The 16,539-nt window shown below is 60.6% G+C and carries 15 protein-coding genes; 10 read left to right on the top strand and 5 right to left on the bottom strand.

Translation table 11 applies throughout. The annotated features are described in order from the left end of the window. Positions 1–218: 218 nt before the first annotated feature. Positions 219–1,484: a hypothetical protein gene (locus tag MHH62_RS01805; protein ID WP_032901646.1), complete on the bottom strand. Its 1,266-nt coding sequence runs from the start codon at positions 1,482–1,484 to the stop codon at positions 219–221. Between the two features lie 247 nt (positions 1,485–1,731). Between MHH62_RS01805 and MHH62_RS01800 the strand changes: the two genes are divergently transcribed. The 6 genes from MHH62_RS01800 to MHH62_RS01775 all read left to right on the top strand — a co-directional run bounded on the left by MHH62_RS01800 (position 1,732) and on the right by MHH62_RS01775 (position 8,669). After that, positions 1,732–2,793, top strand: a complete 1,062-nt coding sequence (locus MHH62_RS01800) for a LacI family DNA-binding transcriptional regulator (RefSeq protein WP_032901647.1) — start codon at positions 1,732–1,734, stop codon at positions 2,791–2,793. An 84-nt stretch (positions 2,794–2,877) separates the two neighbouring features. After that, positions 2,878–3,660, top strand: a complete 783-nt coding sequence (locus MHH62_RS01795; protein WP_339232326.1) for a TIM barrel protein — start codon at positions 2,878–2,880, stop codon at positions 3,658–3,660. Further along, complete coding sequence (locus MHH62_RS01790; RefSeq protein ID WP_014718724.1) at positions 3,653–4,594, top strand: sugar kinase; 942 nt, start codon at positions 3,653–3,655, stop codon at positions 4,592–4,594. The genes MHH62_RS01795 and MHH62_RS01790 overlap by 8 nt, the downstream gene beginning before the upstream one ends. A gap of 45 nt (positions 4,595–4,639) precedes the next feature. Further along, positions 4,640–5,932 (top strand): MFS transporter, encoded by a 1,293-nt coding sequence (locus MHH62_RS01785; RefSeq protein ID WP_073453614.1) that lies wholly within the window; start codon positions 4,640–4,642, stop codon positions 5,930–5,932. After that, positions 5,929–6,906, top strand: coding sequence for a bifunctional glyoxylate/hydroxypyruvate reductase B (locus MHH62_RS01780; protein WP_020301100.1), 978 nt, complete (start codon positions 5,929–5,931; stop codon positions 6,904–6,906). The genes MHH62_RS01785 and MHH62_RS01780 overlap by 4 nt, the downstream gene beginning before the upstream one ends. Positions 6,907–7,367: 461 nt before the next feature. Continuing rightward, positions 7,368–8,669 carry an IS4 family transposase gene (locus MHH62_RS01775; protein ID WP_074059269.1) on the top strand — a complete coding sequence of 434 codons (1,302 nt, stop codon included), beginning with the start codon at positions 7,368–7,370 and terminating at the stop codon, positions 8,667–8,669. 318 nt (positions 8,670–8,987) lie between these two features. On the opposite strand, the gene MHH62_RS01770 is transcribed toward MHH62_RS01775, so the two are convergent. Further along, a complete protein-coding gene (locus MHH62_RS01770; protein WP_014718728.1) occupies positions 8,988–10,613 on the bottom strand; it encodes a methyl-accepting chemotaxis protein in 1,626 nt (541 codons plus the stop codon). 233 nt (positions 10,614–10,846) lie between these two features. Here MHH62_RS01770 and MHH62_RS01765 point away from each other — a divergent pair, with 233 nt between their 5' ends. Next, positions 10,847–12,277 (top strand): nucleobase:cation symporter-2 family protein, encoded by a 1,431-nt coding sequence (locus MHH62_RS01765; protein WP_032901653.1) that lies wholly within the window; start codon positions 10,847–10,849, stop codon positions 12,275–12,277. Between the two features lie 12 nt (positions 12,278–12,289). Then, on the top strand, positions 12,290–12,751 hold the full coding sequence (locus MHH62_RS01760; RefSeq protein WP_014718730.1) for an LEA type 2 family protein: 462 nt from the start codon (positions 12,290–12,292) through the stop codon (positions 12,749–12,751). Between the two features lie 56 nt (positions 12,752–12,807). Here MHH62_RS01760 and MHH62_RS01755 read toward each other — a convergent pair whose 3' ends face one another. Next, positions 12,808–13,734, bottom strand: coding sequence for a carbon-nitrogen hydrolase family protein (locus MHH62_RS01755; protein ID WP_019817808.1), 927 nt, complete (start codon positions 13,732–13,734; stop codon positions 12,808–12,810). A gap of 91 nt (positions 13,735–13,825) precedes the next feature. Between MHH62_RS01755 and MHH62_RS01750 the strand changes: the two genes are divergently transcribed. Next, positions 13,826–14,746 (top strand): LysR family transcriptional regulator, encoded by a 921-nt coding sequence (locus MHH62_RS01750; RefSeq protein WP_020301094.1) that lies wholly within the window; start codon positions 13,826–13,828, stop codon positions 14,744–14,746. On the opposite strand, the gene MHH62_RS01745 is transcribed toward MHH62_RS01750, so the two are convergent. After that, entirely contained in the window at positions 14,718–14,972 is a 255-nt protein-coding gene (locus tag MHH62_RS01745; RefSeq protein WP_003190904.1) for a hypothetical protein, read from the bottom strand. The two genes, MHH62_RS01750 and MHH62_RS01745, sit on opposite strands and share 29 nt — an antisense overlap. 164 nt (positions 14,973–15,136) lie before the next feature. On the opposite strand from MHH62_RS01745, the gene MHH62_RS01740 reads away from it, so the two are divergent. Then, on the top strand, positions 15,137–15,457 hold the full coding sequence (locus tag MHH62_RS01740) for a DUF883 family protein (protein WP_019817806.1): 321 nt from the start codon (positions 15,137–15,139) through the stop codon (positions 15,455–15,457). Positions 15,458–15,490: 33 nt separating this feature from the next. On the opposite strand, the gene MHH62_RS01735 is transcribed toward MHH62_RS01740, so the two are convergent. Further along, the gene (locus tag MHH62_RS01735) at positions 15,491–16,528 is read right to left on the bottom strand and encodes an Ldh family oxidoreductase (RefSeq protein WP_339232321.1); all 1,038 of its coding nucleotides are present in this window, start codon (positions 16,526–16,528) and stop codon (positions 15,491–15,493) included. Between the last annotated feature and the right edge of the window lie 11 nt (positions 16,529–16,539).

Genomic DNA, 16,539 nt, shown 5'->3' with positions numbered 1-16,539 from the left:
TTCTCCACTATCGCTTGATATAGGTTCCTTACACACATATTTGTCCGCCAGGTTCACTTCAGCTGCCGGGCGAATGACCACGACCCGATTTCCGGCAACAGCTTTTCCTGCCGCCTGAGCTGCGGCACAACCAAAACACTCAGCACTTGCATTCAAACCCGTTCGCAGCGGCCAACGTTGTTAATGTCAGCGCTCACGCCCCCTGACGAAACCGCCCGTCAGGGTTCCGGGACATTGCCGTCAATCCAGCAATAACGGGGTGGCGGTGCGGAGGGAACGACGCGATCAAATCGCGCGAACATGGAAAAAGACCGGCCAATGATGACCCCGCCTCTGGACACCATGTAGCTGGCTTCCCCCCCCGCAGTGACTCGGAGTGGCCGAATCAAACGCTCGACATCTCTGATCCAGAACGAGTGGCCGCTGGCATCAGCGACGCCGTCCCAGACATGGGTCTGGATTTCAACGATATCGGGAAGCGGGTCTACATCAGGAGCCTGGCGATACCCCTGAAACCGCATCGTGACGAGATCCCCATCTTGAATAGCTGGAAACGGTGGCGAACCCTGATTGATGCGGATTTCAACGCCCACCCAGATCGGCGGTATACAGGCACACGTCATCCATTTGTTCGGATTGTTTATTGGGTCCGATTCCGTCTGTGGAAACAGCGGCCTGAGGAAAGTCGGGGCGGGAATGGCAACACTCAGGCCGGCTCGCGCCACCTCTGAAAATTGCGGATTGAGGTTACCGGCCCGATCTCTCAGACGGTAAAAGCAAAAGATAAACAAGGCGCCCGGGAAACTTCGAAAAATCGTATCGGGGACGTCGACGAATATTTGGCCCGTAGCACTGACCTGCGGTGGTGAAATGAAGCTGGGCGCCCCCGTAGGCAGAGCGTCCATTGCCGAGAAGTACAAAAGGATTTCGTCACCCTCCTCTCGCCCTCGATAATTACCCGGTATTTCCATCGGAACCAATGGGTTGAGGTCCAGATAATCAAGGGTAATCGGATCGACAGGGAAAATAGCGGGCGCGAGTGTCCCACCGACACCTGGGGCGTCGCGATCGATTCGAAGCGCCGTGAGCTGCGAAGTATCAAAGCTTGGGTTAGACGGCGAATCGACATGTATGCGAAATGACAGGTCTACTCTTGCGCTGTTCAGCAGAAATGCCTGAGGAATCGACGCAGGATAGGGAAAGTCAGCAGCCGTAAGTGGACCATCCAATCTCAACGGCGGAAACACATCAACGGGTGCAGCGCTATGGTCATCCCATACAAATACGACGAAGTGGGTATCGCCGACACCCGGCAGAAACGACCAGGGCATGGGAAGCTCCACGTCCAGATCTCTGAAATAGTACTGCGCAGGCACCAGTCCATCGGCGAGGGCATGCACCACGGTAGGCCCGTCCAGAGCAAGAGTGCCGCCTGAACCAGAAACTGCGGTACTCCCTGGACTGTGCTTTTTTTGCCCACTCATGCTGCCACCCCTGGAATGACCGTTTAACTGTTTATGGCTTGTGCAGCGCCGTTCACTTGGGGCCAATTGAACACGCCATATATCGGTTTGGATACTGTCAGAATTAACAGGTAGGCTGACCACTCATCAGTTTTGCGGATGTGGCGCATGGTCATACCCCCTCAATAAAACTTGACGTAAGCAGCTCGCTGGTGTTTTCTGAAACCGGTTTCAATCCATTACCCATTCCAATAAGAAAGGCTTTACCGTGACTCCTTTTTCAGCCGCCCAGCGCAGCCGCGTGACCATGCTCGACGTCGCCGAGCGCGCTGGCGTGTCCAAGGCCAGCGTCTCGCGCTTTATCGGCGATGACCGCGCCCTGCTCTCCGATGCCATTGCCCTGCGCATCGAACAGGCCATCGACGAACTCGGTTATCGCCCCAACCAGATGGCCCGCGGCCTCAAACGTGGACGCACGCGCCTGATCGGTATGCTGGTGGCTGATATCCGCAACCCCTATTCCATCGCGGTGATGCACGGCGTCGAAACCGCCTGCCGCCAGCACGGTTACAGCCTGGTAGTGTGCAACACCGACCGCGATGACGAGCAGGAGCGCCAACATCTGGCCGCGTTGCGCTCGTACAACATCGAAGGGTTGATCGTGAATACCCTGGGCCATCACCTCGACCAACTGCTCGAACTGCAACGGGAAATGCCCCTGGTGCTGGTGGACCGCAAGGTCGAACCGCTGCACAGCGACCTGGTCGGCCTGGATAACCCGGCGGCGGTGCGCATGGCGGTGGAACACCTGGAGCAACAGGGTTACCGCGACGTGCTGCTGGTAAGCGAGACCACCGATGGCACCAGTTCACGTTTGGAGCGTCTGGAAAGTTTCAACACCGAAATTGCCAAGCGCCCGGCGTTGAAAGGTGCCGTGGTTGAACTGGACGGTGAACTGGAAAACCGTCTGCAAGCCTTTCTCGCCAAACCCGGCCCCAAGGCATTGTTTTGCGCCAACGGCGTGGCAGCACTGGCCTGCACCCGTGCACTCAAGGCCCTGGGTTGCGAGCTGTTCGGCGACGTGGGCTTGATCGCCCTGGATGACCTGGACTGGTACCCGCTGGTAGGTAGCGGCATCACCGCCCTCGCCCAACCGACGCAAGCAATTGGCGCCAGCGCCTTTGACTGTTTGCTCAAGCGCCTGCGCGGCGATACCGCCCCCACGCGCACCCTGGATTTTTTACCGGAGCTGATTATCCGTGGCTCGACACAATCCCCTGTGGGAGCGGGCTTGCTCGCGAACGCGATAGATCAGCCACTCTTGCGCTGACTGACACACCGCCTTCGCGAGCAAGCCCGCTCCCACATGTTGTTTTGCGCATAAAAATGAAACCGGTTTCAGAGGTAAACAACAATGCATAAATACCCCGTCTCCATCAGCCTTTCCAGCTACGGCGCCGACCTGGTTCGCCAGCAGGGCCAATTGAGTTTTGTCGCGCTGGTGAGCGCCGCTGGTGCCCAGCGCATTGAATGGCGTGAAGAATTGCTCACCACCGAGCAACCGGCCGAGCTGGCCCTGGCCGCTGCAGAACAAGGCCTGGAATCAGTATTTTCCTCGCCCTTGGAGCTGTGGGTCGCCGGCCGTGCCCAGCCCAATGCCGAGCTGGCCGCCACGCTGGACCGCGCCCAGGCCTTTGGCTCGGGCTGGCTGAAGGTCTCGCTCGGTTACTTCACCGACACAAACGACCTGGAAAGCCTGCACGCCCTGCTCAACCGCCACCCGGTCAAGCTGCTGGTGGAAAACGACCAGACCCTGCACGGTGGGCGCATTGAACCGATGCAACGGTTTTTCACTGAAGTCGAACGTCTCGGCCTGCCGGTGAAAATGACCTTCGACATCGGCAACTGGCAGTGGCAAGACCAATCCGCGCTCACCGCCGCGCGGTTGCTGGGTCGGCATGTGGATTACCTGCACTGCAAGGCCGTGGCCCGCCGCGCCGATGGCAGGCTCGTCGCCTTGCCGCCGGGCGCCACCGACGTGCATCTGTGGGAACAACTGCTCAAACACATGACTCAAGGTATTACCCGCGCGGTGGAATTTCCGTTGCAGGGCGATGACCTGATCGAGGTTACCGCACAACAGGTCGCGACCCTGGCCCGCCTTGGCCAACCCCATGTGGAGAACGCCCATGTCTGAGATCGATATCCTCTCGTTTGGCGAAACCATGGCGATGTTTGTCGCCGAACAGACCGGCGACCTGGCCCAGGTCGGGCAGTTTCACAAACGCATTGCCGGCGCCGACAGCAACGTCGCTATCGGCCTGTCGCGCCTGGGGTTCAACGTGGCCTGGCTGAGCCGCGTGGGCAACGATTCCCTCGGACGTTTTGTGGTCGATACTCTGACCAAAGAGGGGCTCGATTGCCGCCATGTGGCCGTCGACCCGCTGCACCCTACCGGCTTTCAACTCAAATCCCGGGAAGAGGCCGGCGCAGATCCTCAAGTGGAGTACTTTCGCAGAGGCTCGGCGGCCAGCCACTTGTCCATCGAGGCCATCCACCCAACGCTGCTGCAAGCCCGCCATCTACACGCCACCGGCATTCCACCAGCACTGTCCGATGCCACTCGCGCACTGTCGTTCGAGCTGATGGCGCAAATGCGCAAGGCCGGGCGCAGCGTGTCGTTCGACCCGAACCTGCGCCCGTCCCTGTGGGCCAGCCAGGCGCAGATGATCCGCGAAATCAATGCGCTTGCCGCTTTGGCCGACTGGGTCCTGCCGGGCCTGGGCGAAGGTCGCCTGCTCACTGGTTTCGACGACCCGCAAGACATCGCCGCGTTCTATCTCGACCAGGGCGCCGAAGCCGTGGCGATCAAACTCGGCTCGGAGGGCGCCTATTACCGCACTCATATGGACCAGGGTTTTGTCGCCGCCGTACCGGTAGCCAAGGTGGTGGATACCGTGGGTGCCGGCGATGGCTTTGCCGTGGGCATGATCAGCGCCCTGCTGGAAAACTCAAGCTTCCCCGAGGCGGTCCAGCGCGCTAACTGGATCGGCAGCCGCGCTGTACAGAGCCGTGGCGACATGGAGGGTTTGCCGACCCGCGCCGAATTACCCACTCGATCCGTTGCGTGACCCATTACCTGTTGCCACAACTACAACAAGCTCAGGAGCAACCCCATGGAAACCGTGAAACTCGCCACCCGTCGCTGGTGGTACATCATGCCTATCGTGTTTATCACCTACAGCCTGGCCTATCTGGACCGCGCCAACTACGGCTTCGCCGCCGCCTCCGGGATGGCCGAGGACCTGATGATCACGCCGGGCATGTCCTCCCTGCTCGGCGCGCTGTTTTTCCTCGGCTACTTTTTCTTCCAGGTGCCGGGGGCGATCTATGCGCAAAAGCGCAGCGTCAAGAAACTGATCTTCGTCAGCCTGATTCTGTGGGGCGGCTTGGCGACGCTGACCGGCGTGGTGTCCAACGCCTACATGCTGATCGTCATCCGCTTCATGCTCGGGGTGGTCGAGGCGGCCGTGATGCCGGCCATGCTGGTGTACCTGTGCCACTGGTTCACCCGTGCCGAACGCTCGCGGGCCAACACTTTCCTGATCCTTGGCAACCCGGTGACCATGCTGTGGATGTCGGTGGTGTCGGGCTACCTGGTGCAGCATTTCAGCTGGCGCTGGATGTTCATCATCGAGGGCCTGCCGGCGGTGTTGTGGGCGTTTATCTGGTGGAAGCTGGCCGATGAGCGTCCCAAGGATGCCAAGTGGCTGAGCGACGCCGAAAAGCACAGCCTGGAAACCGCCCTCGCCGCCGAGCAGGTGGGGATCAAGGCCGTGAAGAACTACGCCGAGGCGTTCCGTTCGCCCAAGGTGATCATTCTCGCCCTGCAGTTTTTTTGCTGGAGCATTGGCGTGTATGGCTTCGTGTTGTGGCTGCCATCGATCCTCAAGGCCGGTTTGCAGATGGACATGGTCGAAGCCGGCTGGCTCTCGGCCCTGCCCTATCTGGCGGCGGTGATTGGCATGCTCGTGGTGTCCTGGGGTTCGGACAAGCTGCAGAAACGTAAGCGTTTTGTCTGGCCGCCGCTATTGATTGCGTCGATTGCTTTCTACGCGTCCTACGTGCTGGGCGCCGAACACTTCTGGTGGTCCTACACCCTGCTGGTGATCGCCGGGGCCTGCATGTATGCACCCTACGGCCCGTTTTTCGCCATCGTCCCGGAAATCCTGCCGGCCAACGTCGCCGGTGGCGCCATGGCACTGATCAACAGCATGGGCGCCTTGGGCTCGTTCGGTGGCTCGTATCTGGTGGGTTACCTCAACAGCAGCACCGGCTCGCCCGGCGCTTCGTACCTGCTGATGAGCGGCGCGCTGCTGCTTTCGGTGGTGCTGACGATTTTCCTCAAGCCCGGCGCCAGTGATCGCGCGCCGGCGCCAACCCTGGAGTTGAAGGTAAAGACCTCATGAAAAAGTCCGTTGTGTTGTACAAGAAACTGTCCGCGCCGCTGATGGCCCGCCTGCATGAGCAGGCCGAGGTCACGCTGATTGATGCACTGGATGAGACCGGCCTGGCCAAACTGCGCGATGCACTGCCCACTGCCCATGGCCTGTTGGGTGCAAGCCTGCGCCTGGACGCCCGGTTGCTCGACCTGGCACCCAAGCTAGAAGCAGTAGCCAGCGTCTCGGTGGGTGTCGACAACTACGATATCGATTACCTGACCCAACGCGGCATCCTGCTCAGCAACACCCCGGATGTGCTCACCGAAACCACCGCCGACACCGGCTTTGCGCTGATCCTGGCGACCGCCAGGCGCGTGGTGGAACTGGCCGACATGGTACGCGCCGGGCAATGGAACAAAAACATCGGCCCGGCGCATTTTGGCAGTGATGTACATGGCAAGACCCTGGGCATCATCGGCATGGGCCGCATCGGCGAAGCCCTGGCCCAGCGCGGGCATTTTGGCTTCGGCATGCCGGTGATCTACCACAGCCATTCGCCCAAGCCGGCGGTTGAAGCGCGCTTTGGCGCGCAGTACCGAAGCCTCAAGGACTTGCTCAAAGAAGCGGATTTTGTCTGCCTGACGTTGCCGTTGACCGCTGAGACCGAGAAGTTGATTGGCGCCGAGGAGTTTGCGCTGATGGGGCCAGAGACGATCTTTATCAATATCTCCCGAGGCAAGGTGGTGGATGAGGCAGCACTGGTGCAAGCATTGCAGCAACGCACTATCCGCGCGGCGGGGTTGGATGTGTTTGAGAAGGAGCCGCTGGATCACGCGTCGCCGTTGTTGCGGTTGAACAATGTGGTAGCCACGCCGCATATCGGCTCGGCCACTCATGAGACGCGGGAGGCGATGGCCAAGTGTGCGGTGGAGAATCTGTTGGCGGCACTGGCTGGCGAAAAGCCGGTAAACCTGGTGAATCCAGGGGCATGGCGGCACTGACACAGCCCAAGATCAAAGGTGGGAGCTGGCTTGCCTGCGATAGCCATAGGTATCTACACAACTCTGAAGCGATCGACGGTAACCACGATGCTAAGCGAGCCGCTCTTGATCTTGATCTGGCTTTTGATCTGAAGCGCCCCGTCAAACCACGCTGGCCGAACGCAGGCTTGAAGTCGTGGGCAACCCGGCAGGACGCCGGGTTAGCCGCCCCGCGCCATGGATGGCGCGTGGCGGCGGCCCACGACTTCAAGCCTGCGTTCGGGCACACCGAGCCTAGGCGAGGTGCCGAGTGGTGGGGCGAAGGCCTTTTGGTTACTTTTGGGCCTTTCCAAAAGTGACCCGCTGTAAGAGCCAGCCCTTTCAAGGTCTTCTGTAAAATCCCCTGAAATTCATTCAGGGGGTACCTAAACGATGTGGGCGGAAGTTCTAGCGCGTTTCGAGAAAAAGCACCTGCCAGTGTCATGGCCAAACTGGCGCTGCAGCAGGCTATTGCCCCCGAGTGGATTGATCAGGTTTTCGAAGAACACCGGCAACGGCAGTATTCTCGTGAGCTATTGTTCTCGACCATCATCAAGCTAATGTCCCTTGTTTCATTGGGCTTGAAGCCATCTCTGCACGCCGCCGCGCGACAACTGGAGGACCTTCCGGTCAGCCTGGCGGCTCTCTACGACAAGATCAGTCGTACCGAGCCTGCTCTGTTGCGCGCCCTGATTACGGGCTGTGCACAGCGCCTGGCTCCAACCATCCGGGAGCTGGGCTGCACGGCGATGCTGCCGGGTTGGCAGGTTCGGGTAGTGGACGGTAATCACCTGGCATCCACTGAAAAACGTCTGGGAGCTTTACGCAACGAGCGCGGCGCCGCTCGTCCCGGTTTTTCGGTTGTTGCATACGATCCCGATCTGGATCAGGTCGTCGACCTTCAGGCGTGTGAGGATGCCTACGCAAGCGAGCGCGTTTGTGTGCTGCCTTTATTGGCCAATGCCGAGCCAGGCCAAGTGTGGCTGGCTGACCGGCTTTATTGCACGCTCCCGGTTATGGAGGCTTGTGAGCAAGTCCAAACTTGCTTTGTCATTCGTCAGCAAGCCAAGCATCCACGCTTGATTCAAGAGGGTGAGTGGCAAGAGCCAGTACCTGTGGAAACTGGCACTGTGCGTGAGCAGATCATCCAGGTCAAAGGCGGTTACCAATGTCGGCGTGTCGAACTGACGCTTCATTCGCCAACGGACTCCGGCGACAGCAGCTTGATGTTCTGGAGCAACCTGCCTGAGAGCGTCAGTGCGCAACAGATCGCCGAACTGTATCGCCGCCGCTGGAGCATTGAAGGTATGTTCCAGCGACTGGAAGCGATCCTGGAAAGTGAGATCGAAACCCTTGGCAGCCCAAAGGCTGCCTTACTGGGGTTTGCAACGGCGGTATTGGCTTACAACGTCCTGGCTGTTCTCAAACGCAGTGTTGAACAAGCTCATCGGGATACCCAGCCTGAAGGATGGGAAGCCTCGATTTACCATTTAGCGGTTCAGGTCAGGAGTGGATATGAGGGAATGCAGATTGCGCTGCCCTCGGAACATTTTCCTGTCATTCCGTTGGAAAAACTGGCTCAGCACTTATTGGCGCTTGCCAGAAATATCCAACCTAAACAAGTTGCGAAAAGCCCCCGTGGCCCCAAGGTACCCAAGCCCAAAACATGGGTTAAAGGCACCGCGGTGAATGCGCATGTTTCAACGGACCGGATAATCAAGGCTGCCAAGACGAAAAGACCTTGAAAGGGCTGGCTGTAAGAGCGGAACCATAGGTGGCCGTTACCGCAGGAACGGATATGTACGCGGTCAGATCCAACATCCTGGTCGGCTGTAAGGCCGCCATCGCAGGCAAGCCAGCTCCCACATTTGGATTGCGGCGCGTCAGTTAGATCAGCGTCGGCTGTCAGTCCGTCACGGGAGCAAGCGCCCTCGCCACAGGTCAGCACCGGCCCAAGTTGTGTAGATCCCTATGCTGCGATAGCGGTAAGCCAACCCATGATGTGCTGACTGTAAGATTGCTATCGCAGGCAAGCCAGCTCCCACAGGGTTTTGTGGCGGCTGTTAGACGACGAACCTGGCCACCATCCCATTCAAATCCACCGCCAACCTCGACAGCTCATGGCTGGCCGCGCTGGTCTGGTTGGCGCCCGCCGCCGACTGGGTGGCCAAGTCACGGATGTTGACCAGGTTGCGGTCCACCTCGCGGGAGACCTGGGCCTGTTCTTCCGACGCGCTGGCAATCACCAGGTTGCGTTCGTTGATCAGGCTGATAGACGCCGTGATCTGCTCCAGTGAGGCGCCGGCTGCGCGTGCCATTTCCAGGGTGGTCTGGCTGCGCTGGTTGCTCTGTTGCATGGACTGCACCGCCTCACCGGTACCGTTCTGGATGCCGGCGACCATTTTCTCGATTTCCTGGGTCGACTGCGCGGTGCGATGGGCCAGGGCGCGCACTTCATCGGCGACCACCGCAAAGCCACGTCCGGCCTCGCCGGCACGGGCGGCTTCAATCGCCGCGTTGAGCGCCAGCAGGTTGGTTTGCTCGGCAATCGCACGGATCACATCCAGCACCTTGCCGATATCCCGGCCCTGAGCGGCCAGGCCTTCAATCATCGCGGAGGTATTCTGTACGTCCTGGGTCATGGTCTGGATCGCGCCGACGGTTTCCATTACCCGATCACGGCCTTCCCGCGCGGCCTGGTTGGACTGCCCGGACGCCTCGGAGGTGGAAACCGCGTTACGCGCCACCTCCTCCACTGCCGCCGTCATCTCATTGACGGCCGTGGCGGCCTGGTCAATTTCATTGTTCTGCTGTTGCAGGCCACGGGAGGCTTCCTCGGTGACCGCGCTCAACTCTTCCGCCGCCGAAGCGAGCTGCGTGGCCGAACCGGCGATGTGCTGGATGGTCTGGCGCAGGCTGGCTTGCATGGTCGACAGCGCACTGAGCAACCGTGCCGGTTCGTCCTTGCCATCGTCCTCGATGGTTTTGCTCAGGTTGCCGGCGGCAATGGTTTCAGCCACTTCCACAGCCTTGCGCAACGGGGTCACGATACTGCGGGTCAGCAACCAGGCCAGCAGCACGGTGAGCAATGCCGCCACCACGGAGACTGCCACCACACCGGTGATCGCGCCTTCGTAGCTTTGCCCGGCATCCTCGTCGGCCTGCTTGGCGTCGGCCGCATTGATGGCAATCAGCTTGTTCAGTTGCTCGCCCATCTGGTCAGTGCCGTCCTTGATACGGCTGTTGATCAGGGCGCGCATCTCATCGACCTTGCCCTGTTTGGACAATGCCACCATCTCGGCCTGGGCCTTGAGGTAATTGTCCAGGGTCACGCCAAAGGTCTTGTACAGCGCTGCCTCCTCCGGGCCGGCAGGCAGCGTGGCGTATTTGGCCTGGGCGGTCTTGACCTTGTCAGCCAACACACCGATGCGGGTCTCGGCTTCCTGCAAGGCGGCAGGCTCGCGGTTGACCAGCACACGAAACGACAGAATGCGCATGCGCAGCACGTTTTCGGTGATGGTGCCCAGGTGGGTCATGCTGGGCAGTTGGTTGGCGCTCATGTCCTGGGAGGATTGGCGCATTTGCGTCATGCGGTTGACCGCAAACACGCCCAGCAGCACCACCAGAACCGCAATGAAGGCAAAACCGATAAACGCGCGAGGGGCAATATTCAGGTGACGGAGGGACATAGGGCTGCTCTCAGAAGTAGTGTTTGCGAGCGTCCTTGCCGCGAAACGATCCGTCAGCGTCAACGCGCTGCCCAGACCTTGGTCACCACTGTTGTCGTTGTAGTGTGGGCCTATGCTTGATATCGGCTGGGCCACGGCTTTAGCGCAGGGTTTTTATAAATATTTTTTTACACTTCAGGCGCCTGGCACTTTCTGGCATCCTGCGCCTCCATTTTCTGACCCGAGCCATCATTTTGTCTGACGCTCAAGCCCCCCGCCCGCGCTATAAATCCGACCTCATGTACGGCCTCGAAGACCGCCCGCACTTCACCGCCGCGATTTTTGCCGCGTTGCAGCATGTGTTGGCGAGTTTTGTCGGAATCATCACGCCCACCCTGATCGTCGGCGGCGTACTCGGGCTGGAAAGCGAAGTGCCGTACCTGGTGAGCATGGCGCTGTTTGTCTCGGGGCTCGGCACCTTTGTGCAGGCGCGCACCTTCGGGCCGGTGGGTTCGGGGCTGTTGTGCCTGCAAGGCACCAGTTTTTCTTTTATCAGTGTGATTTTGAGCGCCGGGTTTATGGTCAAGGCCCGGGGCGGCGGCACCGATGAGATCCTCTCGACGATCTTTGGCATCTGCTTTTTCGCGGCGTTTATCGAAGTGGTGCTCAGCCAATTCATCGGCAAACTGCGCAAACTGATCACCCCGGTGGTCACCGGCACCATCATTACCTTGATGGGCTTGTCGCTGATCAAGGTGGCGGTCACCGACATGGCCGGCGGCTATGGTGCCAGCGACCTCGGCGCCGCAGGCAACATGGGCCTGGCGGCGTTGGTGCTGCTGACCATCGTGGTACTCAACCGCTTCAACAACCCGTTCCTGCGCCTGGGTTCGATCGTGATCGGTTTGACCCTGGGCTTTGTAGTAGCGTGGCTGCTGGGCCGCGTCGACATGGCCGCCCTGCCCCAAGTACCGCTGATCAGCGTGCCCGTGCCGTTCAAATATGGTTTCTCGTTCGACTGGGTGGCGTTTATCCCGGTGGCGGTGATCTTCCTGATTTCGCCCCTGGAAGCCGCCGGTGACCTGACCGCCAACTCGATGATTTCCCAGCAACCGGTCAAGGGCCCGCTGTACATCAAGCGCATCAAGTCCGGCCTGCTGGCCGACGGTCTCAACTCGGCGATGGCCGCCACCTTCAACAGCCTGCCGATGGTGACCTTTGCCCAGAACAACGGCGTGATCCAATTGACCGGCGTAGCCAGCCGCTACGTGGCGTACTTCATTGCTGGCCTGCTGGTGCTGCTGGGGCTGTTTCCGATGATCGGCGCGGTACTGCAACTGATGCCCAAGCCCGTATTGGGTGGCGCGACTCTGATCATGTTCGGCACCGTGGCCGTGGCCGGCATCAAGATCCTCGCTGAAGCGGGCCTGCATCGACGTAATGTGCTGATCGTGGCGATTTCCCTAGGCATGGGCCTGGGCGTCGCCGCCGTGCCGGAAGTGCTGCGCGAGCTGCCCAAGGCGCTGCACAACATCTTCGAATCGCCGATCACCGTGGGCGCATTCTGTGCAATCCTGCTGAACATTTTCCTGCCCGAAGAGTTCATAGAGCTGGAAGAAGATGAATTCGAGCCGGAGTCCTCTACCCTCAAGGTCATGCAGGACCCGGACGTTACCCAAAAGTAGGAGCATTTCTTTATGCGCAAGCTCATGGTTGTATCGCTGTTGCTGCTGACCTTGAGCGCCTGCGCACTGTTCCCCAACCGCGACCCGGTGAACATCAATGTGGTGGGCATCGAGCCGCTGCAAAGCCAGGACCTGGAAGTGCGCTTTGCGGTGAAGCTGCGGGTGCAAAACCCCAATGAAGCGGCAATCGACTACAACGGCGTGGCGCTGGATCTGGAGGTCAATGGCCGGCCACTCGCTTCTGGCGTCAGCGATCAGGCTGGGAGCATCCCACGCTTTTCTGAAACCGTACTGATGGTGCCGGTCAGCGTTTCGGCGTTTTCGGTGTTGCGCCAGACCCTGGGCCTTAGCCAGACCCAAAGCCTGAACAACCTGCCCTACGTGCTGCGCGGCAAATTGGCGGGTGGCCTGTTTGGCACCATGCGTTTTGTGGAGCGTGGCACCCTGGACTTACCGAACACTGCCACCTGGTAAGTGGCTGAAAACCACATGTGGGAGCTGACTTGCCTGCTCCCACAGGTTGATTGCGTTCAGTCAGTGATATAGCGAACGCCTGGCTTGGCGCGCTCGTCGACCACCAATTCAAAAATATCCGGCCTGGCGTAATGCCCCACTACGTCGTAGTCGTAGCGGGCCCGCACCAACTGATCAGTATCGATCTGCGCCGTCAACAAACCCGCTTCGCCCACCAACGGCCCCGCCAGAATATCGCCCATGGGTCCAACGATCACGCTGCCGCCGGCAATCAACGGACGGTCCACCGGCCAGTTGGCAACCTCCACACCCAAGGCTTCAGGCGATGCCTGCACCTGGCAGGCGCTGACCACAAAGCAACGCCCTTCATGGGCAATATGGCGCATGCTCACCTGCCACATGTCGCGCTCGTCCACGGTGGGTGCACACCACACCTGGACGCCCTTGGCGTACATCGCGGTGCGCAGCAACGGCATCATGTTTTCCCAGCACACCGCGCCGCCGATACGCCCAACCGCGGTGTCAATCACCGGCAGGGTCGAGCCGTCGCCCTTGCCCCAGATCAGCCGCTCGGTGCCGGTCGGCATCAGCTTGCGATGCTTGGCCACCAGGCCGCCCGAGGGTTCGAAATACAACACGCTGCAATACAGCGTACTGCCACTGCGTTCAATCACGCCCAGCACCAGGCTGGCACCGGTACGCGCCGACATCCCGGCCAGCGCCTCGGTTTCTGGCCCCGGTACGTCGATGGCGTTGGCAAAATACCGCGCAAAGGCTTCCCGGCCCTCGGGCAGGCGATAGCCCAACTGCGTGCCAAAGCTTTCGCCCTTGGGATAGCCGCCCAGCAACGCCTCGGGCATGACCACCAAGTGCGCGCCACTGCGCTGGATTTGATCCTCATAGGCCAGGATCTGCGCCAGGGTGTCAGCCTTGCCGCCAGGCAAGGCGCCGATTTGCAGGGCTGCGACAGTCGATACGGGCATCAGGCTTACTCCGATAGATAGGGGTTGCCCATTCTCTGGCCAGACTCGATCATGAATAAAGCCCACCTCAGTGCTAAATGATATGAGCCAAATGAATATCGCCCAGGTTGACCTCAACCTGCTCAAAACCTTCGAAGCCCTGCACGACGAGTCCAGTGCCAGCCGTGCGGCGCTGCGACTGGGTGTGACGCAGTCGGCGATCAGCGCGGGCCTACGGCGCTTGCGTGAGCTGTACGGCGACCCTTTGTTCGTGCGCACCGGACGCGGCCTGGCGCCCACATTGCGAGCCAATCAGTTGAAACCGGTGATCAGTGAGGCATTGGATCGCTGCCGCCAGAGCCTGGCGATGATCAGCCCGCAAAACTCGCACTACGAGGGCCGCTCGGTGGTGCTGGGGCTGTCGGATGACTTCGAGATTGCTTATGGCCGAAGCCTGATGGAGGCCATCGCACTGCGCCTGCCCAAACTACGGGTGATCTTTCGCCAGACCTACAGCCAGATCGTCGCCGCCGCCCTGCTCGACCGCACGCTGGACCTGGCCATTACCGCCGGCGGTTTTACCGAGCGCAGGCTGAGCCGACAGGTGCTGGGGGAAGGTGACTATCGTTGCCTGGTAGACCCCCATAGCCTGGCGCCGGGCCAGGAGGCTATCGACCTGCAGGGGTTTGTCACACGGGAACATGTATTGGTGTCGTCAGGCGGGTTTATCGGCATTACCGATGAAGGTTTGGCCGCCCACGGGCTGCGCCGCCACGTGTGCGCGTCCACCAGCCACTTTGCCGCGCTGCCGTATCTGCTCCAAGGCAGCACCGCCGTGGCAACCATTCCCGGGCATGCAGCCCACGCCATTGCGCAAATGACCGGCCTGCGCGTGCTGCCCTGCCCGCTGGCGCTACCGCATTACCCGGTGGAGTTGGGCTGGCGCACCCAGGCTCAGTTGGACCCGCTGTTGCTCAAGGTACGCGAAGCGATTGTGGCGTGCTTTACTTCGCCGCCGCCATCAGCTTGTTGACTTCACTGCGCACCATGTTGGAAAACTCCGGCGGCGACATGCCGTCGAGTTCGGCACGCACCCATTCGGCCCACTTGCCCTTGCGCTTGGCGCGCTCACCGAACAAGCGCGCGGCTTCGCCCTTGGCCTTGCCCAGGTTGGTTTGCCACAGGTCGTAGAGGCGCGACTTTTCATCTTCCAGCTCGGCGCGTTCGGCGAGGGTCTTGTTGGCGAGATTGAAGCTCATGTTGAATTACCTGCTGCACAAATAGGTGACATCTTACACTGTAGGCCCAAAGTTCCCGATCCGGATTTTGCCTCGGATGAGCGCATGGGGAAAAAAACTGCAACTTTTGCCTCCCCCCGATACTCCATTGTTCACTGCCACATCCACCTGCAAGGAGTCACTCAATGGCCCGCAAAACCGCCGCCCAAGCTGTCGAAGATCAAATCAAGGACCAAGCGTTCAGCGAACTGAGCGCGTTGATCGAAGAGTCGGACAAACTGCTCAAAAGCAGCGCATCCCTGGTGGGCGAGGAAGGTGAAACCCTGCGCGAGCAGGTTGCCATCAAACTCAAGCAAGCCCTGGAATCGGTGTCCAATGTGCGTGAACGCAGCAAGCCGGTCGTGGATGCCACCGAGACTTACATCGGCGGGCACCCATGGCAGACCGTGGCCATTTCCGCAGGCTTTGGCCTGGTGGTCGGCCTGTTGCTGGGTCGCCGTAACTGATCCATTCAGGCTGCGCCCCCCGCGCAGCCTGTTTCACCCCGCCGCCAACGCCCTCAACTCGCGCAACGCCTGCGCGTCCAGTTCGATCCCGGTTTCCTGCGACTTCGCCCGCGTACGATGGCGTCGGTCCCCCGGCAATCGACGCAACCCCGCCGCATGCATCTGCCGCACCAGCTCCTGGCTGCGTTGGGCGAAGCTTTGCCCAGCAGTTTTACGCGGGTCGATCACGATCAGAAGCTGGCCTGTCCACGGCGTGCGCGCGCCTGGGTGGTCCGTCCAATCGAATTCAAAAGAGAAGTTGCCGCCCGTCAACGCTGCCGCCAGCAACTCCACCATCATCGACAGTGCCGAACCCTTGTGCCCGCCAAATGGCAACAGTGCGCCGCCTTCCAGAATGGCTTTAGGGTCCTGGGTCGGCTGCCCGAGGCTATCGACGCCCATGCCCGGTGGCAACCGCTCGCCTTTGCGCGCGGCGATTTGCACGTCGCCATGGGCGATGGCGCTGGTGGCCAGGTCAAACACAATCGGCGCACCGTCGGCCCGGGGCGCCGCAAACGCGATGGGGTTGGTGCCGAACAACGGACGATCCGCGCCGTGGGGCACCACGCAGGTCATGCTGTTGACCACGCTGAGTGCCACCAGCCCCTCCTCGGCAAACGGCTCGACGTCCGGCCACAGGGCAGCAAAGTGATGGGAGTTATGGATTGCCAGCAACGCGATGCCGGCGCTGCGTGCCTTCTCCACCAGCAACGGGCGCGCCGCCGCCAGGGCCGGCTGGGCAAAACCATTGCCCGCATCGACGCGCACAAAGCCTGAGGCCACATCGGTCACGCTGGGGACGGCGGTGCCGTTGACCCATCCACTGGCCAGCGTCGAAAGGTAACCGGGGATGCGAAAAATACCGTGACTGTGGGCACCGTCACGCTCGGCACTTGCGCAGTTGTGCGCAAGAATCGCAGCAACCTGCGCCGATGTGCCGTGCCGAACGAACACCTGATGAAGTAACTCCTCCAGTTCAGCGAAGCGGATCGAGGCACAAGCGGTGGCAACTGTCGGGGACTGCGCAGACATTTGAAGCTCCG

The sequence above is a fragment of the Pseudomonas sp. FSL L8-0168 genome (genome assembly GCF_037976155.1).
GTDB lineage: Bacteria > Pseudomonadota > Gammaproteobacteria > Pseudomonadales > Pseudomonadaceae > Aquipseudomonas > Aquipseudomonas paracarnis.
The sequence above is the reverse complement of the archived record's forward strand: the minus strand, read 5'-3'. Positions and strand labels throughout refer to the sequence as shown.